The organism is Pseudomonas sp. GL-B-12 (genome assembly GCF_019955895.1).
Classification (GTDB): domain Bacteria; phylum Pseudomonadota; class Gammaproteobacteria; order Pseudomonadales; family Pseudomonadaceae; genus Aquipseudomonas.
In genome coordinates, this window is sequence record NZ_JAHBCX010000032.1 from 21,634 (window position 1) to 39,102 (window position 17,469).

A 17,469-nucleotide genomic window follows, 5' to 3' on the forward strand; every position below is an offset into this window, starting at 1 on the left:
GCTGTCAGAGATGACAAGCGGCCGTTTTTGTTTGGGCGTAACCCTTACTCGGCTTTTTCTTCCGGTACTTCCAGCGACTCGCGGTAGACATCCAGTGCAGCGCCGAAATCGGCGATGAACTGCGGCTCGCTCAGCCAGACCTGGGCGGTCTCGCGATCCATGCCGTCGGCCCACATGCGGTAGTCGATCAGCATGTCGGCGGCCAGGTGGGTGGCGGCCATGCCTTCGTCGTCGGCGTTTTCCATGTCCAGCAGTTCTGGATGGTCGATGATGATAAAGGCGAGGTTCCTCAGCAACACCGAGAGCATTTCGCTGCGGCTGACGGCTTCCGCGTCGCGCATTTTGCTGAACATTGCCAGGGTGTATTCCGGGATCGGCTCGGCAAGGTGGCCAAGGTCATCGTCCAGCGCGGCGGGTTTGCGGCCGTGGATATTGATCTGCTTGGCTTTGGCTTTTGCGCGTTTGGCGCGTTTCTGTTGCTTGTTCAGGGAGGCCATGGGAACTCAGTTCGGTTTCTGTTGGGTTTGCGCGGCAATGGCGTCGGACGCCGCCACGTAGTCGGCCTGGAAGGCCGGTGATTCGATCCACGCCAGGGCGCCGGCTTCGTCGGTTTCGGTCGCCCATTGGCGATACTCGATCAACGCGGCAAGGATGAAGTCCATCGCGCCTTCTTCGCCTTCCTGCTCGTACACCAGTTCCAGCAGCGGGTCTTCGAGGAAGGCCGTGCACAGGGCTTGCTGGCTGATTTTTTCGGCGTCGATCATTTTCTTGAACAGTTCGGTCAGGTCCACCGACTCGAAGTCGATGCGATCGTCGTTCGGGTCCAGTTCCACCGGCGCGGCAGCCCGCTGGGTGCGGTTCTGCTTGGCCTTGGCCTTGGCGCGGGAGGCGCGTTTTTGCTGCTTGTTGGCGGAGGCCATGGGCGTCGTTCCGTATTCGTTGAAAGGGCAAAAGGCCTAGCTGCGTGGCACTCGCCGCCCGGGGGTATCGGGGGCCAGCTCGCCGTTTTGCAGCCAGGCCAATGCAATGGGCCATAGTGTGGCTTGGTATGCGCTGCGAAAAAAGGCGAAATGTCCGACTTCTTCTTCGCCGATGTCTTCGGGGTGGATGCGCAGGTGAGAGTTTGTGCTGCCGGTGAAGTAGCCGAGCAGGCGCTCGATGGCCGGGACCGTGCCGTAGGGATCGTCGCTAATGCTGATGGCCAGGGTTTGCGCGGTGACACCGGCAAAGGGCAGCTGCCCGGCGGTTTTGCTGATTGTGCGGCCGCTGGAGCGATTCTCGTAGCGGGCAGTGGAAAGGCTCCAGTCTCGGACCACGCCGGCGGGTGTGTCTTCCAGCCAGCCAAGGCGTTTGCCCGGAAAGTAGCCGTAGATCATCGTCACCAGCGGCATCAGCACATGCCACTTGGCGAACATGCGCCAGCGATGGGCCGGCGCATAGTCGCGCCAGTAGGCGAATTGTGCACCGACCGTCACCAGACGCCGGATCAGGTGCCCGGACGCCCCCAGGCCCGCTGCACAGCCGCCAAAGCTGTGGCCGACCACATCGATAGGCTGCCTTGGGAACTCACGCTGTGCGCGCTTGAGCATCGCCTCGAAATCCAGCGCACCCCAATCGCTCCACGAGGCTTGAAGCCCCTTGAGCGATGCCGGCCGCGACTCGCCGATGCCGCGGTAGTCATAGGTGATGACATCGAAGCCGTGGTCGAACAGGTAGTCGGCAAAACGTGAGTAATGCCGGCAACGGACCGACGTGGCGGCATTGATGATCACCACCGGACGAGCGGCGTCCTGAGAGGCGTGTCGCCAGGTGAAGCCACCGAGGATGAAACCGTCCGCGGCGGTTTCCTTGAACGGTTTGCCGGGGGTGGTATCCGGCAGCGGCAACTCGATTTGAATGGGGGCCAGTGGAGGCGTGTCCTGCAAATTCATCGGCGTCAGTCCTTTGCGGGTAGCTGCCAACGATAGTCTTGATGCCGTTGATGAACAATCCGTTCGTCTCAACGCGGTTGTTGATCGGGCAGTCGTTCTTCAAGTGCCGCCCATTGCCTGTCCAGTTCGTTACGAAGTTGCTCTTCACTCGGCAGGACAAGCTTGTACTTGCTGGCGAGCAGTTGCTCGTTGCCTTCCAGCACTGAGTAACGCACCACGGATTCATCCTTTTGCGCGCAGAGAATGATGCCGACCGTGGGACTGTCTTGCGCGCCACGTTTGAGGTTGTCGTACATGCTCAAGTACATGTCCATCTGCCCCAGATCCTGATGGGTCAGTTCACCGCGCTTGATATCGACGATGACGAAGCACTTGAGCAAGTAGTTGTAGAACACCAGATCGATGCAGAAGTCTTTGCTGCCGATACTGATGCGTTGCTGACGGGCAATGAAAGCGAAGCCCTTTCCCGGCTGAAGCAAGAAGCCCTGCAGTTGTTCGATCAGCGCTTGTTCGATCTCGCTTTCCTGAAGCTTGCCGGCAGTGGGTAAACCAAGAAACTCCAGTACCACCGGATCACGGATGAAATCCCGAGGGCTGGCCTTCATGTTTTGAATGTGGGTGGCGGCCTCCTGCTTGACGCTGCCGCGATCGCGGCTCGCCAGCAGATGTTCGTAGTACAACGTATTGATCTGGCGCTCCAGCGCTCGGCTTGACCAGTTTTGGGTAACTGCTTCGTTCATGTACCAGAGACGAGCGCTGTCGTTGTCGACCCGAAGCAAGCGGCGGTAGTGGGTCCAGCTCAATTCGGAACGCACTGCGTTCCAAATTGGAAAAGTTTGATAAAAATCTCGCATGTAACGCAGATTGCGTTCGTCAAAGCCTTTGCCGAAGTCGGCACTGAGTACTTTTGCCAAAGTGGCCAGTAAGCGTTTGCCATATCTCGCCCGCCGAGCCCCCTGCTGCTCGAACTCGACAATATGTCGCCCGATCTGCCAACAGGTTTGCACTTGAACAGTATCGACCGCCCGAAGCACCTTCTGACGTGCCTGATGGATCAATTTTCCAAGGTTGCCAAGCAGTGATGCCAGATGTGGATCGTGAGTGTCGTTGGGTGTGAGGGTCGTCATGAGGTCTTCCGCAGCAAGTTGAACAGCGAAAGAGAATGACAAGTGAGCACCCTTCGAAGATGCCGGGTGTTACTGAGAAACAGGCAGGAAATACCGGGTTCTCAGGCAGGACAGGTCTGAATCCGGGCGAGGGCTGAGGAACAAATGGCGTAGTACGTTTCGTACTCAAGCCAAATCAATCTAAACCCATCCCTCCGACTGGAAATCCAAAGAGTGTAACGATTGGGTTCTGCAGAACCCGGGAGTCGTCATCATGAAATACTTCCATTCACTCCTGTTGCCCCTCACTGCTGTAGGCGTGCTGATGTTTCCAGCGATGTCACCTGCCGCCAGCCTTGAGCCAATCGACAGCTCGGGGGTGCAGGTGCAAAGCCAGGAGCAAAACGGCATCACCTACCTGTCCGGCGGTATCGGCGAGGATGAGTCCAAGGCCATCCAGCAGACCACCGGCTATAACCTGCACATGACGTTCTCTGTCGGGACGGGAAATGAATACTCTCCTGACGTGAATGTAGTTATTCAGAAAGCCCCGGGGCAGACCGTGCTGACGCTCAATGACGCCGGTCCGCTGGTTTACGTGAAACTGCCTGCCGGTAAATACACCGTCATTGCGACGCATCACGGAGAAACACGGAAGGACGTTGCCGATGTTGGCAGTGGTGCAGCCCGTAACCTGGTTTTCCACTGGAATGATGCGAGTTAACGAGAGGCTCTGAACCATTGGTGCTCAAGGCTCAAGGCCAGAAACGACAAAACCCGCGATCCCGGTGATGGATACGCGGGTTTTTTCAAATGAAGATTGAGGGTCTGGCGAAGCGGCGAAGTGGGGGTATCGTCAGATCCCAAGCATTAGGACGCGCTGGTCATCACCGACGTGACGATCATAACGACGCCAATGTTTGGATGAGTGCAACGCGTAAAGGGTTGGTTTCTACGCTCAGCAGCTTGATGGCCAAGGCGCAGCAGACCACGATCAACATAGGTTTGATCAACCGTGGTCCGACCCGAACAGCGGCCCGTGCACCCAATTGAGCGCCGACGAAGGCTGCCAAAGCCATGGCAATGGCTACCGGCCAGATAATCACACCTTTGGTGATAAAGACCGACAGAGAACCGAGATTGCATGAGGCGTTGGCAAGTTTGGTAAAGCTCATGGCCCGCATCATGCCCAAGCCGCAGAGCAGTACGAATCCGACGATAAAGAAAGAGCCCACACCGGGGCCAAATATACCGTCGTAGAAGCCAAGAATCGGCGCAACGCTAAACGAAAAAAGCAGAATGCCGATTCTCTTGCGTCGATCTTCATTGGCCAGCTTTGGAGAGAGCGCAAAATAGATGGCTACCAGGATCAGCATGATAGGTACGCAAACTTCCAGATAGCGCTTATCAATAGAGCTGACCAACAAGGCACCACTGGCGCCGCCAATAAATCCGCAGATAACCAGGAAACGGCCTTCGCGCCACTCGATCATTCCTTTGCGAGCAAAGGTTACAGTTGCCGAAACAGTTGCCGAAGCGGCCTGGAACTTGTTCGTGGCAATCGCACTGATGGGATCTACACCTGCCAGGAACAATGCAGGCAAGGTGATCAAACCGCCACCACCGGCAATCGCATCAAAAAAACCGGCGCAAAAAGCGACGAGCGCCAACATGCCAATTACATCCCAAGACATTGCATTCTCTCTTTATGGTTATTGGCCAGTAATCACATGACTGGTCGTTCAACAGCCTGATCACATAAAAAATCAGCCCTGAAGCACTAGCGGGTCCTCGGAAACAACGATGGGGGAAGAAAATTTTGAAAGTCCGAAAATACGAACCAAGACCCGTCTGTTGTCTTTGATGACATCGCGACAGTGCAGAGCCCTGATGTTATTGATGACTATGGCCGATTCCTGGGTCAGCGTGTATTCGACCGGTGTTGCTTCACCCACACCCTGGCAAAGGGCGGTGTAAGCCGTTTTCACAAAGGTCGAGGCGTTGTCATTGACCGAAAAACGATACGAGTTAAAGCGGGCTGTGAACCCTGCCTTGTCGTCGAACTCCAGAATCGAAACGTTGCGGCCATCTTCCCCTTTGCCGCTGACAAAGGAGTCACTACGAGTGAACTGGAAGTTACCCGTGGTCAGCGCGAGGCAGTTGGTGACGCCAATTTTTTCGAGTATGGGAGGTAGTGGAATGACTCGCGTAGGCTCCAGGCTCGGGTTCCACAAGGCGGAAAGTATGAGCGACGATGGAGAGGGCGAATGCCCGTCTTTCGCGTTCACAGCGCACCAGTAAGGCGCCTCTGTATGCGGGCCAAGTGCGAGGCCGGAATGGGAACTCAGTTCTTTTATGTCCGGCTCGGCAGGGATTCTGGTCAATCCGCCGCCCTTGAAGTTGGCCACCAGTCGAACCAGTTTTCCTTCATTGTCCATGTCATAGGCAAAGGCACTGTTACCCACCAGTTTCAACAAGATCTGATTACGGGCGGCCAAGCAAAGGACGTCGTGACGATTTTCCAGGAATTTCAGGTCTGGCAATTCACTTGGAGGGCTGACATCGGTGATTTTTTGCAGCCCTTCAAAGATCAGCACGCAAACAAGGCCATCAGAGTAGGCACCCAGCAATTCGCATTGGTCATTCGAAAACGAGAACTTTAATTCGGTGGCTGCCAGAGAGGCTTTGGACTTGGCTCCCCTTACCTGTGGCCCGCCGATGGCGGCCAGTTCTTCGGCGAACTTGTTAAGCAATGTTGCCTGCTGAATATCAAAGCGGAATGTTCTGATTTCTTGTTCAGTAAAAAACTCAGCGGTTTCGACATCTCGTTGAATGGCCTCAGTCATTGTCTTCCCTGTTGTGTCTCTGCTCCCACCTGTACGGCAGCTTATCCTCCGATTCTGCACAAGCCGATGATCAGCGTATGTCATCCAATTCCGTTAAAGCATACGGAGCGTTCCGACAAACCAAGCGACTGCCAGGAAGGGCCGATTTCCAATGTCTGAAGCTTTTGGGGACTCAGCCTCGGCAACCATCACGGGTACTTGCTGGCGTGGCGAGAGGAGGTGGGAATTGTTGCTTCGATGGTGACTGGACCGGTGCCTCATCAAATCGCAGGCATAAAAAAACCCTGAATCTTGCGATTCAGGGTTTCGGTATTTGGTGCCCAGAGACGGAATCGAACCGCCGACACGGGGATTTTCAATCCCCTGCTCTACCGACTGAGCTATCTGGGCAACGGGGCGCATTAAACGGGTTTTTCAGGGGGTCGTCAAGCAAGTTTTCAAAAAAATTTTAATTATTACCGTCGCTTACGTTCCGACCCCCGATAAATCGGGGTTATTCCGACGGCGGCACGTAGCCTTCGGCCTTGGCGTAATCCTCGCCGGAGAAGTACTTGTCCATCTCGCCCTGAAGATATTTGCGATCTTCGGCGTTCATCATGTTCAGGCGTTTTTCGTTGATCAGCAGGGTCTGGTGCTTCTGCCAGTCGGCCCAGGCCTTTTGCGAGACGTGGTCAAAAATGTCCTGGCCTTTGGCGCCCGGGAACGGAGCACGTTCCAGGCCTGGCAATTCTTCTTTGTACTTGCGGCACATGATGGTGCGGGTCATGACGACTCTCCTGCGTTCAATACGGCGGCCGCGCGTTCGAGCAAGGTTTTGACCGGGGCGGCAAGGCCCAGGCGCGGCGGGGTGGCGAGGTTATACCAGAGCCAGTCAGCCTCGGCCACGTGATGGCCGGACTCCTGGACCAGAACCAGCCAGGGTTCGATGGATAACTGAAAATGGCTGAAGGTGTGCACCAGGCTCGGCAATGCCTTTTGAGTGCCCAGCTCCAGCGAGTGCTGCGATGCCAGATGCGGCAGGTCGTCGAGGTCGTCGAGTTCCGGCAGGCTCCACAAACCGCCCCACAGGCCCGTGGACGGGCGACGGTAAAGCAGGATCGCGCCGTCGTTGTTGGCGAGCATCGGCATCAATGTGCGTTTCTGCGGGATGGCTTTGCGCGGCTTGGGGATCGGGTAGCGGGTTTCCAGGCCGAGCATGTGCGCCTCACAGCCCTTTTCCAGCGGGCACAGCAGGCAGCTCGGTTTGCTGCGGGTACAGAGTGTGGCGCCCAGGTCCATCATCGCCTGGGTGTAGGCGTTGACTCGGGTCTGCGGCGTAAAGCGCTCAGCGTTGGCCCAGAGCTGTTTGGCGACCTTCGGCTCGCCGGGGTAGCCCTCTTGTGCGGTAAATCGCGCCAGCACCCGTTTGACGTTGCCGTCGAGGATCGGCGCGCGCAGGCCCATGCTGATGCTGGCAATGGCGCCAGCGGTGGACAGGCCGATCCCCGGCAAGTCAGTAAGTTTTTCAACATCCCGGGGAAACTCGCCGCCGTACTGCTCGACGACGATCTTCGCGGTCTTCTGCAAATTGCGCGCGCGGGTGTAGTAACCCAGGCCCGTCCACAGGTGCAGCACTTCGTCTTCCGGTGCCGCCGCCAGGGCTTCGACCGTTGGCAACGAGGCCATGAAGCGGTCGAAGTAGTTCAGCACGGTGCTGACCTGGGTCTGCTGCAACATGATTTCCGAGACCCATACCCGATACGGGTTGATGTCCTGCTGCCAGGGCAAATCGTGCCGGCCGTGGCGGTCGAACCAGTCCAGCACCGCCGTTGAAAACTGCTCGGCTCTCATCGCTTGAACAGCTCCTTGAGCGCGTCTTTGAGTTTCGGGTTGACCTTGTCGCCCCATTTCTCGTCGATTTTTTCGCTGATCCTGTCGCCAGCCAGTTTGGCCGCGACCTGGCTCATGCGGTCGTTATCCAAACGGCAAGCCTTGGCGCCCAGCTCCAGCGGGCCGCGGCAGCGCAGTGGCCACTCGACACCGACAAACTTGTCGCCGACCTGACAGGCCGGGTCCGGCATGGCGCTGGTATCGCCTTCGACGATGATGCCGACGCGGTAGTCCATGCCCAGTACTCGCAGATCGATGTCACCGTCACCGTTGACGGTCATGCCCGGGATGCGCACTTTCAGGTCGGGGTTGCTGGCCACGCCGTTACGCAAGGTCAGGTTGCCCTTGAGCTCCTGGAAGGGTGTGTCCTTGCCCCGGGGTTCGCCGTTGAGGGTTTTGCGGTTGAGCGTGGCGATGCCTTTGCACAGCTGTTGCTCGAGGTTGGCGTTGAGCAGCACGCCATTGTTGATGACGAAACTGGCGTTGCCGTTGAGGGTTTCGATCAACGCTTTCTGGCTGTTGCCGCTGCCGGTCAGGCTGCTGTTGAGCGTGACCAGGCCTTTGACTGGCGGGTTCTTGCCCTGGCTTTCGAGGATTTTTTCTGCCGGTACCCGGCTGATCTTCGTCTGCAGGTTCAACGCCGGCACTGGCTGGCGTACATCGAGCGTGCCGGTGGTTTCGAAGTTGCCCTCGTACAGGTCGCCGCGCAGGTTGCCCAGCGTCAGCAGGCCGCCCTGGCCGGTGGCCTTGAGCGCGGCGTTATGGATCGGCAATTTTTGCAGGGTCAACTGGCCGAAGGTCAGGTCGGCGTCCACATCGAGCTTGCTCAAGCGTTCCACGGGCAACAGGCGCTCGCTGCTCCAGGCGTCCTTGGTCGGCGCGGGTGGCAACGGAGTACTGCCGGCGCCGGCCATGGCATCGGCTTCGGTGCTGGCGACTTCGGCCTGACGCACTTGTGTCGCGCTATTGGCCTCGGCGGACTTCGGCGGCAGGTAACGGTCGACGTTGAAGGTGTCGGCCTTGAGCACGGCGCGCAGCGACTGCTTGGAGAAGTCTTCGACGGCAATGCGGCCGCTGAAGGTGCTGTCGTCGACTTTCAGGTTGACGTTGTCGAACGCCAGGCTGGTGGGTGTTGCTGCCAGACGGCTGACCAGTTCGACCTTGCTCAGGCTGCCTTCGGCCATGGCCGGGAGTTTCTGGCCGATGCTATCGACGAATTTCGCCAGGTCGAACTGGGCAATCGAGATGCCGCCGCTGACTTGTGGGGTCTTGTCGAGGTCGTTGACCTTCAGTTCACCCAGTGCCCGCAGTTGGTTGGCGGAGATTTTGATGCCGGTCCACTCGGCGACATTGGCGGCCTTGTCCAGCACCAGCTGGCCCTGGGCGGAGAAGGTCATGGTCTTGCCTTGTAATGGGTCGCCGGTCACTTCGCCGGACAACCTCATGTCTTCGAGCTGATAGCGCTGCAGTGCACGTGCGATCCGCACCTCACCGTTGAGCTCGGTACGCACTCGCAATGCCGGCTGGTTGGCTGACAGGAAAGCCGTGAGCTTGAGGGGAATGTTGACGGAGTCGTGAACCGCACCGGTGCTCAACTGAATGCTTTCGGCGCTGAAGCTCTTGCCGGTTCGTTCGTCGGTGTATTCAACCCGTGCGTTGTTCACGGTCAGGCTGTCGATGTCCAGGCGAATCGGCTGCGGCGGCTTTTCCGCCGCGACGCTCGCTTCGGGCGCAGGTTCGCCAGCGGCCGGCGGGGTGCTGGTCGCGTCGGTGTTGGCCACTGCCGGCAGCTTGCCGACGTCTTGCCAATTGCCGTGGCCGTCCTTGTCACGATTCAGGCGCAGGTTCAGGCCCTCGACGCGCACGTCGCTCATCTGCACTTCACGGCGCAGCAGCGGCAGTACGCGCACCGACAGGCCGAGCATCTGCAAATCGGCAAACGGCTCGGTCGGCTTGATCAGGGTCGCCACACTGGCGTCGTGCAGCTCCAGGCCCAGCCACGGGAACAGGCTCCAGCCGATATCGCCATTGAGCGTCAGCTCGATGTGAGCCTTGTCGCGGGCAATCTGGCGAATCTCGTCTTTGTAGTCGTTGGGATCGAAGAGGTGGGTCAGGGCAAAGCCCAGCGCCACAATGATCAGCAACAGCCCGAGAAGTACCAGACCCAGGATTTTGCCGAACGCTTTCATGGGCGAGTCCTTGTAATTAGTCGAATTCAAAATTTAGCCGAGGAGTATAGCGCCCCCGAACAGACGACCGGTCAGTGATCACGCCGGCAATACATCCAGCGGCAGTTTCAGCTTGGCGGCCAGCGCCTGAGCCTCCAGATGCCCGGCAGGCGCCAGCAGGCGCAGGGGCATGCCCGATTGCGCGGCCATTTTCTGGGCTTCGGCAACCAGTCGCTCGGCAACACCACGGCGACGGGTAATTTTTCGCACACATATTTGGGACAAGTGCCAGGCGTCTTGGTGCCTTTGCAAGCGGGCCGCGCCCAGCAGGCGATCATTGAAGCGTCCGGCGATCAGTGTGCCGTCGCGCAAACAGTCTTCGATCAACTGTGCGGCCCCTGAAAAAGGGGCGAACAGCCAGTCCGGGGCGTCGCAGTAGATCTTCTGCAGATCCTGCCGATCCTTGGCAGTGGCTTGGTTCAGCGGCTCGACAATGATCGGCATGGTGATTCCTGTGAGGTCATGAAGCGATGGAGATCAGATGACGTACAAAACGTGATGTCAGTTTGGTTTTTCTGCCACTTGCAGATGGTAACCTTTGCCCGTTCGTCCGTCCTTCTGCGACCTGTTGTCGCACAACGAGGCGCTCGACCGAAAAAACGGTCATGCCTGCGTGCATAAAGGCCGGGAGTGAACTGTGGCTGGCGAACCATACTGATAATTGGGGGATACACAATGACCACGAGCATCACGGCGGACGGCTTCAGTGCCGACCAGCCTGCGTTCCTGTCCAAGGAGCGGATCATCGCCAAGCCCGGTTTCAACCGTTGGCTGGTGCCACCGGCCGCGCTGGCCATCCACTTGTGCATCGGCATGGCCTACGGCTTTTCGGTGTTCTGGTTGCCGCTGTCCAAGGCGCTGGGTATCACCGCTCCGGTGGCCTGCGCACCCGACATGAGTTTTATCGCACAAGTCTTTTCGTCCCAGTGTGACTGGCCGATCTCGATGCTCGGCTGGATCTACACCCTATTCTTCATCTTCCTCGGTTGCTCGGCCGCCATCTGGGGTGGCTGGCTGGAACATGCCGGACCGCGCAAGGCCGGTGTCGTATCGGCACTGTGCTGGTGTGGCGGTCTGCTGATTTCGGCGCTGGGGGTGTATACCCACCAGATCTGGCTGATGTGGATCGGCTCCGGGGTCATTGGCGGTATCGGCCTGGGCCTGGGTTACATTTCGCCGGTGTCGACCCTGATCAAGTGGTTCCCGGACAAGCGCGGCATGGCGACCGGCATGGCGATCATGGGCTTCGGCGGCGGCGCAATGGTCGGCGCTCCGCTGGCGGCGGCGCTGATGGGGCATTTCGCTTCGCCAACCAGCGTCGGCGTCTGGCAGAGCTTTCTGGTGATGGCCGCGATCTACTTCGTGTTCATGATCGGTGGCGCGCTGTCCTACCGCGTTCCGCCAACCGGCTGGAAGCCAGAAGGCTGGACGGCCCCGGCGAAAAAAGCCTCGAACGCGATGATCACTCATCGTCATGTTCACGTGAATGTGGCCTGGAAGACGCCGCAGTTCCGTCTGGTGTGGCTGGTGCTGTGCCTGAACGTATCGGCCGGTATCGGCATCCTCGGCATGGCGTCGCCGCTGTTGCAGGAAGTGTTCGCTGGCAAGTTGCTGGGCAATGACCTGACCTTCGGTCAGCTGGACGCCTCGCAACTGGCTTCAATCGCCGCCATCGCTGCCGGTTTCACCGGTTTGCTGAGCCTGTTCAACATCGGTGGACGTTTCTTCTGGGCTTCGTTCTCAGATTACCTGGGCCGTAAAAACACTTACTTCGTGTTCTTCGCCCTGGGCTTTGCCCTGTACGGACTGATTCCGAACCTGGGTCACCTGGGTAGCATCGCGCTGTTCGTGGCGGCGTTCTGCATCATTCTGTCGATGTATGGCGGCGGTTTCGCGACTGTTCCGGCGTATCTGGCGGACCTGTTCGGTACGCAAATGGTCGGTGCGATTCACGGTCGTCTGCTGACGGCGTGGGCTGCTGCCGGTGTGCTCGGTCCGGTGCTGGTGAACTACCTGCGTGAATATCAGCTGAGCATCGGCGTCGAGCGTGCGGCGGCTTACGACATCACCCTCTACATCCTCGCCGGCCTGCTGGTGCTGGGTTTCCTGTGCAACCTGCTGGTGCGTCCGGTGGCGGACAAGTACTTCATGACCGACGCCGAACTGGCCGCCGAACAGGCGCTGGGCCATGACAAAGGCGCTGACAGCAGCACCGTGCTGGAGTGGAAAGCTGCGCCGGGCACCAAGCCGCTGGCGATTGCGGCGTGGCTGGTGGTGGGCATTCCGCTGGCGTGGGGTGTTTGGGTGACTCTGCAGAAGACGGCGGTGCTGTTTCACTAAGTAAAACGCATAACCCCTTGTGGGAGCGGGCTTGCTCGCGAAGGCGGAATGCCAGTCAACATTAAAGTTGCCTGAAACACCGCTTTCGCGAGCAAGCCCGCTCCCACATTTTGTTTTGTGGTGTGCCAAATAGCTTGTATGGACATGTCTATCGCCGGAACCCCCGAATTCACTCCGTCAGGGATATCACCTCGCGTGTTTCTGTTTGGCGCCCGCACGCCTATAATGACTGCCTTTTTCGCCCAATGATTTTGCGGAGCTGGTGATGGCCGAACGTAAGGCGTCTGTCGAGCGCGACACTCTGGAAACCCAGATCAAAGCCTCGATCAACCTCGATGGCACCGGAAAGGCCCGATTTGATATCGGTGTTCCTTTTCTTGAGCACATGCTGGACCAGATCGCCCGTCACGGGCTGATCGACCTGGATATTGTCAGCAAGGGCGACCTGCATATCGATGACCACCACACTGTGGAAGACGTCGGTATCACCCTCGGCCAGGCATTTGCCAAAGCCATCGGCGACAAGAAAGGCATCCGTCGCTACGGCCACGCCTACGTGCCGCTAGATGAAGCGCTGTCGCGCGTGGTGATCGACTTCTCCGGTCGCCCAGGCCTGCAAATGCACGTGCCGTACACCCGCGCCACCGTTGGCGGCTTCGACGTTGACCTGTTCCAGGAATTCTTCCAGGGCTTCGTCAACCATGCGCTGGTCAGCCTGCACATCGACAACCTGCGTGGCACCAACACCCACCACCAGATCGAAACCGTGTTCAAGGCTTTCGGCCGCGCCCTGCGCATGGCCGTCGAGCTCGATGACCGCATGGCCGGGCAAATGCCATCGACCAAGGGCGTCCTGTAATGCAGACAGTCGCGGTTATCGATTACGGCATGGGCAACCTGCACTCGGTGGCCAAGGCCCTCGAGCACGTCGGTGCCGGCAAGGTGCTGATCACCAGCGATGCCAACGTGATTCGCGAAGCCGACCGGGTGGTTTTCCCTGGCGTTGGCGCGATTCGCGATTGCATGGCGGAGATCCGTCGCCTCGGCTTCGATTCGCTGGTACGTGAAGTCAGCCAGGATCGTCCGTTCCTTGGCATCTGCGTGGGCATGCAAGCCTTGCTCGACACCAGCGAAGAGAATGACGGTGTCGACTGCATCGGCCTGTTCCCGGGCGCAGTGAAGTTCTTCGGCAAAGACCTACATGAAGACGGCGAACACCTGAAAGTCCCGCACATGGGCTGGAACGAAGTGAAGCAGAAGGTGAGTCACCCGCTGTGGCACGACATTCCGGACCTGGCGCGGTTCTACTTCGTGCACAGCTACTACATCGCTGCCGCCAACGCGCGGCAGGTAGTGGGTGGTGGTCACTACGGTGTCGATTTCGCCGCCGCGCTGGCCGAAGGCTCGCGTTTCGCCGTGCAGTTCCACCCGGAGAAAAGCCATACCCATGGCCTGCAGTTGCTGCAGAACTTCGCTGCGTGGGACGGTCGCTGGTAAATGGCAATCAAGAAGAAACCGCCGATTCTGACCCTCACTCCCGAGCAGGAGAGCGAGGCCAATCGCAAGATCAAGCGTTTCATGGAAGACCGCTTCGAACTCGACCTCGGCTCGTTCGAGGCAGCGGAGATTCTTGAGCTGTTTACCCGTGAAATTGCTCCGCACTATTACAACAGGGCGATTTTCGATGTGCAGGCGCACCTCAAAGAGAGGTTCGAAAGCATCGAAAGCGACCTGTGGGCGCTCGAGAAAAACTGATTTCCGAGCCAAGCTGAACATTCAAATTTGAAGGTTTGCCAGATGCTGATTATTCCCGCTATCGATCTTAAAGACGGTGCCTGTGTTCGTCTGCGCCAGGGCCGCATGGAAGATTCCACGGTGTTCTCCGATGACCCGGTGAGCATGGCTGCCAAGTGGGTGGAGGGCGGTTGCCGTCGTCTGCATCTGGTCGACCTGAACGGCGCCTTCGAAGGCCAGCCAGTCAACGGTGAAGTGGTCACCGCCATCGCCAAGCGTTATCCGAACCTGCCGATCCAGATCGGCGGCGGTATCCGCTCCCTGGAAACCATCGAGCACTACGTGAAAGCGGGCGTGAGCTATGTGATCATCGGCACCAAGGCCGTAAAAGATCCTGCCTTCGTCGCCGAAGCCTGCCGCGCGTTCCCGGGCAAGGTGATCGTTGGCCTGGACGCCAAGGACGGTTTCGTCGCTACCGACGGTTGGGCTGAAATCAGCACCATCCAGGTGATCGACCTGGCCAAGCAGTTCGAAGCCGACGGCGTTTCCGCGATCGTTTATACCGACATCGCCAAAGACGGCATGATGCAGGGCTGCAACGTACCGTTCACCGCCGCACTGGCTGCTGCAACAAAGATCCCGGTGATCGCTTCCGGCGGCATCCACAACCTGGGTGACATCAAGACCCTGCTCGACGCCAAGGCGCCAGGCATCATCGGTGCGATCACAGGCCGCGCGATTTATGAGGGCACTCTGGATGTTGCTGAGGCTCAAGCTTTTTGTGATGGCTACGCGGCCAGCTCCAAGCTGTAAGCTGCGAGCTGCAAGTTAAAAGCGCGATCGCGATCCGCTCTTACTTGCAGCTTATAGCTTGAAGCTTGCAACTCTTAATCGGAGATTAAGTATGGCTCTGGCCAAACGCATCATCCCTTGCCTGGACGTGGACAACGGCCGGGTGGTCAAGGGTGTGAAATTCGAAAACATCCGCGACGCCGGTGACCCGGTGGAAATTGCCCGTCGTTACGACGAGCAGGGTGCCGACGAGATTACCTTTCTCGACATCACCGCCAGCGTCGATGGCCGCGACACCACGCTGCACACCGTCGAGCGCATGGCCAGCCAGGTGTTCATCCCGCTGACCGTGGGCGGTGGCGTGCGCACCGTGCAGGACATCCGCAATCTGCTCAATGCCGGTGCCGACAAGGTTTCGATCAACACTGCAGCAGTGTTCAACCCGGAGTTCGTCGGCGAAGCCGCGCAGCATTTCGGTTCGCAATGCATCGTGGTGGCCATCGACGCGAAGAAGGTTTCCGGACCGGGCGAAACCCCTCGCTGGGAAATCTTCACTCATGGCGGTCGCAAGCCGACTGGCCTGGATGCCGTTGAATGGGCGAAGAAAATGGAAGGCCTGGGTGCCGGCGAAATCCTGCTGACGAGCATGGATCAGGACGGCATGAAAAACGGTTTCGATCTGGGCGTCACCCGCGCCATCAGCGATGCGCTGGGCATCCCGGTGATTGCTTCCGGCGGTGTCGGCAACCTGCAACACCTGGCCGACGGCATTATCGAAGGCCACGCCAGCGCGGTACTGGCGGCGAGTATTTTCCACTTCGGCGAATACACCGTGCAGGAAGCCAAGGCCTATATGGCCCATCGCGGAATCGTGATGCGTTAAACAAACCGATACAGGCCAGTGGACACCATGGCGTACCCAAGGCACTCTTGGGTACGCCATGGATTTCGGTAGCCAGACATGCTTAAACGCTTTCTTCTCGTCCTTGCCAGCGCTTCTCTGTTGCTCATCAACGGGGCGCACGCTGCCGACAGCCGCGATACCGACCTGGTGTTGCTGACGGAGAACTTCCCGCCATACAACATGGCGAAGAACGGCAAGAACTTCGCTCAGGACGAGAACATCAATGGCATCGCCACCGATATCGTCCGCGAGATGTTCAAGCGCGCCGACATTACCTACAGTCTGACGCTGCGTTTCCCTTGGGAGCGAATCTACAAACTCACCCTGGAAAAACCCGGTTACGGCGTATTCGTCATGGCGCGGTTGCCGGACCGCGAGAAGCTGTTCAAATGGGTCGGCCCAATTGGCCCGGACGACTGGATCATGCTGGCCAAGGCTGACAGCAAGATCACCCTCGAAACCTTGAATGACGCGCGCAAATACAAGATCGGCGCCTACAAGGGCGACGCCATTGCCGAGACGCTGGCCAAGCAAGGCCTCAACCCGATCGTTGTGCTGCGCGATCAGGACAACGCCAGGAAACTGGTCAACGGTCAGATCGACCTGTGGGCCACTGGCGATCCTGCCGGCCGTTACCTGGCCCGCCAGGAGGGGGTTAACGGGTTGAAAACTGTACTGCGTTTCAACAGTGCCGAACTGTACCTGGCACTGAACAAGGACGTGCCGGACGAGACGGTGGCCAAGCTCCAGGCGGCGCTGGACCAGATGCGCAAGGAAGGTCGGGTGGACGAGATCATGGCGCAGTATCTGTAGGACCCTGCACATATCAATGTGGGAGCGAGCCTGCTTGCGAAAGCGGTTTTACAGTCGACATTTGCAGTGACTGTCATGACCCCATCGCGAGCAGGCTCGCTCCCACAGTTGTTTGGTGGCGCCCGCGGATTAGCGGTACACCCCATCCTTCCCATGCGCCGCAGTCGCTTGGTTTCCACGCACACTGATCATCTGCCGGATATCAATCCACTCGATTCCCTGAGCTTTCAGCTTGGGCAGCTCGCGCTCCAATACCGCCAGCGTCTGCGGATACGGATGCCCGATCATCACCGCCGAACCCTGCTTGTGCGCGAGGCTGATCGCGGTCTGCAACTGGGTCAGGATCGCCGCTTCAGTACGCTCATCGTCGAGAAACACATCCCGCGAAACGCTCGCCAAACCGATCTTCTGCGCTTCGGCTGCGGCCACGGTCTGGGCGCTGGTGCGGCTGTCGACGAAGAATTTATGCCGGCGCTGCAAATCCGCCATCAACCACGCCATGGCGGCTGGCTGTGCGGTCATGCGGCTGCCCATGTGGTTGTTGATGCCACTGGTGTACGGGACCATTTCGAACGCGGCGTTCAGGCGTTTTTCCAGCTCCTCGACGGGCAACTCGGGATGCCAGGCGAACGGTCCGGTGGCCGGATCCATGGGCATGTGCAGGATGACGATCTTGCCGGCGCGATGGGCTTCGCGGGCGAATTCGGTGGCGTGGGGCGTGTCGGGCATGATTGCCGTGGTCACCGGGCCGGGCAGGGCGAGCACGCGGCGATCCCGGGGCAGGTTCTGCCCCAGGTCATCGATGATCAGGCTCAGGTAGGCTTTGTGGGGCGTCGATCCGGCGGGTTCTGCGTGAGCAACACCCGCCAGACAACACAATAGACCGATCAGCAACCGCAGAAACAT

19 protein-coding genes and 1 tRNA gene are annotated in these 17,469 nt (G+C 58.9%); 8 read left to right on the forward strand and 12 right to left on the reverse strand.

Annotation, left to right across the window (positions count from 1 at the left end; all coding sequences use genetic code 11):
* Window positions 1-44: 44 nt before the first annotated feature.
* The 4 genes from KGA85_RS17670 to KGA85_RS17685 all read right to left on the reverse strand — a co-directional run bounded on the left by KGA85_RS17670 (window position 45) and on the right by KGA85_RS17685 (window position 3,058).
* Window positions 45-497 carry a hypothetical protein gene (locus tag KGA85_RS17670; protein WP_223457465.1) on the reverse strand — a complete coding sequence of 151 codons (453 nt, stop codon included), beginning with the start codon at window positions 495-497 and terminating at the stop codon, window positions 45-47.
* A 6-nt stretch (window positions 498-503) separates the two neighbouring features.
* Entirely contained in the window at window positions 504-920 is a 417-nt protein-coding gene (locus KGA85_RS17675) for a hypothetical protein (protein WP_110660947.1), read from the reverse strand.
* A 36-nt stretch (window positions 921-956) separates the two neighbouring features.
* Entirely contained in the window at window positions 957-1,931 is a 975-nt protein-coding gene (locus KGA85_RS17680) for an alpha/beta fold hydrolase (protein ID WP_223457467.1), read from the reverse strand.
* Between the two features lie 68 nt (window positions 1,932-1,999).
* Complete coding sequence (locus KGA85_RS17685) at window positions 2,000-3,058, reverse strand: YhcG family protein (RefSeq protein ID WP_223457469.1); 1,059 nt, start codon at window positions 3,056-3,058, stop codon at window positions 2,000-2,002.
* 253 nt (window positions 3,059-3,311) lie between these two features.
* Between KGA85_RS17685 and KGA85_RS17690 the strand changes: the two genes are divergently transcribed.
* A complete protein-coding gene (locus KGA85_RS17690) occupies window positions 3,312-3,761 on the forward strand; it encodes a carboxypeptidase regulatory-like domain-containing protein (protein WP_223457471.1) in 450 nt (149 codons plus the stop codon).
* 178 nt (window positions 3,762-3,939) lie between these two features.
* Here the strand turns inward: KGA85_RS17690 and KGA85_RS17695 are convergent, their stop codons facing one another.
* The 7 genes from KGA85_RS17695 to KGA85_RS17725 all read right to left on the reverse strand — a co-directional run bounded on the left by KGA85_RS17695 (window position 3,940) and on the right by KGA85_RS17725 (window position 10,424).
* Complete coding sequence (locus KGA85_RS17695; protein ID WP_223457473.1) at window positions 3,940-4,731, reverse strand: TSUP family transporter; 792 nt, start codon at window positions 4,729-4,731, stop codon at window positions 3,940-3,942.
* 72 nt (window positions 4,732-4,803) lie between these two features.
* The gene (locus KGA85_RS17700; protein ID WP_223457474.1) at window positions 4,804-5,883 is read right to left on the reverse strand and encodes a hypothetical protein; all 1,080 of its coding nucleotides are present in this window, start codon (window positions 5,881-5,883) and stop codon (window positions 4,804-4,806) included.
* A 314-nt stretch (window positions 5,884-6,197) separates the two neighbouring features.
* Window positions 6,198-6,273: transfer RNA gene (locus tag KGA85_RS17705), tRNA-Phe, on the reverse strand.
* A 103-nt stretch (window positions 6,274-6,376) separates the two neighbouring features.
* Window positions 6,377-6,649, reverse strand: a complete 273-nt coding sequence (locus tag KGA85_RS17710) for an oxidative damage protection protein (RefSeq protein ID WP_007989188.1) — start codon at window positions 6,647-6,649, stop codon at window positions 6,377-6,379.
* On the reverse strand, window positions 6,646-7,713 hold the full coding sequence (gene mutY / locus KGA85_RS17715) for an A/G-specific adenine glycosylase (protein WP_223457476.1): 1,068 nt from the start codon (window positions 7,711-7,713) through the stop codon (window positions 6,646-6,648). Before mutY ends, KGA85_RS17710 begins: the two co-directional genes overlap by 4 nt.
* Window positions 7,710-9,941, reverse strand: coding sequence for an AsmA family protein (locus KGA85_RS17720; RefSeq protein ID WP_223532774.1), 2,232 nt, complete (start codon window positions 9,939-9,941; stop codon window positions 7,710-7,712). Before KGA85_RS17720 ends, mutY begins: the two co-directional genes overlap by 4 nt.
* Before the next feature lie 78 nt (window positions 9,942-10,019).
* On the reverse strand, window positions 10,020-10,424 hold the full coding sequence (locus KGA85_RS17725; protein ID WP_223532772.1) for an acetyl-CoA sensor PanZ family protein: 405 nt from the start codon (window positions 10,422-10,424) through the stop codon (window positions 10,020-10,022).
* 231 nt (window positions 10,425-10,655) lie between these two features.
* Here KGA85_RS17725 and KGA85_RS17730 point away from each other — a divergent pair, with 231 nt between their 5' ends.
* The 7 genes from KGA85_RS17730 (at window position 10,656) to KGA85_RS17760 (ending at window position 16,563) form a co-directional block, all read left to right on the forward strand.
* The gene (locus KGA85_RS17730) at window positions 10,656-12,320 is read left to right on the forward strand and encodes an OFA family MFS transporter (protein WP_223457481.1); all 1,665 of its coding nucleotides are present in this window, start codon (window positions 10,656-10,658) and stop codon (window positions 12,318-12,320) included.
* A 265-nt stretch (window positions 12,321-12,585) separates the two neighbouring features.
* Complete coding sequence (gene hisB / locus KGA85_RS17735) at window positions 12,586-13,179, forward strand: imidazoleglycerol-phosphate dehydratase HisB (RefSeq protein WP_003218037.1); 594 nt, start codon at window positions 12,586-12,588, stop codon at window positions 13,177-13,179.
* Entirely contained in the window at window positions 13,179-13,817 is a 639-nt protein-coding gene (gene hisH / locus KGA85_RS17740) for an imidazole glycerol phosphate synthase subunit HisH (RefSeq protein WP_057712412.1), read from the forward strand. Before hisB ends, hisH begins: the two co-directional genes overlap by 1 nt.
* A complete protein-coding gene (locus tag KGA85_RS17745; RefSeq protein ID WP_093227621.1) occupies window positions 13,818-14,075 on the forward strand; it encodes a DUF2164 domain-containing protein in 258 nt (85 codons plus the stop codon).
* 42 nt (window positions 14,076-14,117) lie between these two features.
* Entirely contained in the window at window positions 14,118-14,867 is a 750-nt protein-coding gene (gene hisA, locus KGA85_RS17750; protein ID WP_046040868.1) for a 1-(5-phosphoribosyl)-5-[(5-phosphoribosylamino)methylideneamino]imidazole-4-carboxamide isomerase, read from the forward strand.
* Between the two features lie 91 nt (window positions 14,868-14,958).
* The gene (gene hisF / locus KGA85_RS17755; protein WP_007972752.1) at window positions 14,959-15,729 is read left to right on the forward strand and encodes an imidazole glycerol phosphate synthase subunit HisF; all 771 of its coding nucleotides are present in this window, start codon (window positions 14,959-14,961) and stop codon (window positions 15,727-15,729) included.
* A gap of 78 nt (window positions 15,730-15,807) precedes the next feature.
* Window positions 15,808-16,563 (forward strand): substrate-binding periplasmic protein, encoded by a 756-nt coding sequence (locus KGA85_RS17760; protein ID WP_223457482.1) that lies wholly within the window; start codon window positions 15,808-15,810, stop codon window positions 16,561-16,563.
* Window positions 16,564-16,692: 129 nt separating this feature from the next.
* On the opposite strand, the gene KGA85_RS17765 is transcribed toward KGA85_RS17760, so the two are convergent.
* Window positions 16,693-17,469, reverse strand: coding sequence for a divergent polysaccharide deacetylase family protein (locus KGA85_RS17765; protein WP_223457484.1), 777 nt, complete (start codon window positions 17,467-17,469; stop codon window positions 16,693-16,695).

Excerpts from the sequence above, each read along its gene's own strand:
- KGA85_RS17670 (WP_223457465.1), bottom strand. The coding sequence starts at position 497 with ATGGCCTCCCTGAACAAGCAACAGAAACGCGCCAAACGCGCAAAAGCC.
- KGA85_RS17675 (WP_110660947.1), bottom strand. The coding sequence starts at position 920 with ATGGCCTCCGCCAACAAGCAGCAAAAACGCGCCTCCCGCGCCAAGGCC.
- KGA85_RS17680 (WP_223457467.1), bottom strand. The coding sequence starts at position 1,931 with ATGAATTTGCAGGACACGCCTCCACTGGCCCCCATTCAAATCGAGTTG.
- KGA85_RS17685 (WP_223457469.1), bottom strand. The coding sequence starts at position 3,058 with ATGACGACCCTCACACCCAACGACACTCACGATCCACATCTGGCATCA.
- KGA85_RS17690 (WP_223457471.1), top strand. The coding sequence starts at position 3,312 with ATGAAATACTTCCATTCACTCCTGTTGCCCCTCACTGCTGTAGGCGTG.
- KGA85_RS17695 (WP_223457473.1), bottom strand. The coding sequence starts at position 4,731 with ATGTCTTGGGATGTAATTGGCATGTTGGCGCTCGTCGCTTTTTGCGCC.
- KGA85_RS17700 (WP_223457474.1), bottom strand. The coding sequence starts at position 5,883 with ATGACTGAGGCCATTCAACGAGATGTCGAAACCGCTGAGTTTTTTACT.
- KGA85_RS17710 (WP_007989188.1), bottom strand. The coding sequence starts at position 6,649 with ATGACCCGCACCATCATGTGCCGCAAGTACAAAGAAGAATTGCCAGGC.
- mutY (WP_223457476.1), bottom strand. The coding sequence starts at position 7,713 with ATGAGAGCCGAGCAGTTTTCAACGGCGGTGCTGGACTGGTTCGACCGC.
- KGA85_RS17720 (WP_223532774.1), bottom strand. The coding sequence starts at position 9,941 with ATGAAAGCGTTCGGCAAAATCCTGGGTCTGGTACTTCTCGGGCTGTTG.
- KGA85_RS17725 (WP_223532772.1), bottom strand. The coding sequence starts at position 10,424 with ATGCCGATCATTGTCGAGCCGCTGAACCAAGCCACTGCCAAGGATCGG.
- KGA85_RS17730 (WP_223457481.1), top strand. The coding sequence starts at position 10,656 with ATGACCACGAGCATCACGGCGGACGGCTTCAGTGCCGACCAGCCTGCG.
- hisB (WP_003218037.1), top strand. The coding sequence starts at position 12,586 with ATGGCCGAACGTAAGGCGTCTGTCGAGCGCGACACTCTGGAAACCCAG.
- hisH (WP_057712412.1), top strand. The coding sequence starts at position 13,179 with ATGCAGACAGTCGCGGTTATCGATTACGGCATGGGCAACCTGCACTCG.
- KGA85_RS17745 (WP_093227621.1), top strand. The coding sequence starts at position 13,818 with ATGGCAATCAAGAAGAAACCGCCGATTCTGACCCTCACTCCCGAGCAG.
- hisA (WP_046040868.1), top strand. The coding sequence starts at position 14,118 with ATGCTGATTATTCCCGCTATCGATCTTAAAGACGGTGCCTGTGTTCGT.
- hisF (WP_007972752.1), top strand. The coding sequence starts at position 14,959 with ATGGCTCTGGCCAAACGCATCATCCCTTGCCTGGACGTGGACAACGGC.
- KGA85_RS17760 (WP_223457482.1), top strand. The coding sequence starts at position 15,808 with ATGCTTAAACGCTTTCTTCTCGTCCTTGCCAGCGCTTCTCTGTTGCTC.
- KGA85_RS17765 (WP_223457484.1), bottom strand. The coding sequence starts at position 17,469 with ATGTTTCTGCGGTTGCTGATCGGTCTATTGTGTTGTCTGGCGGGTGTT.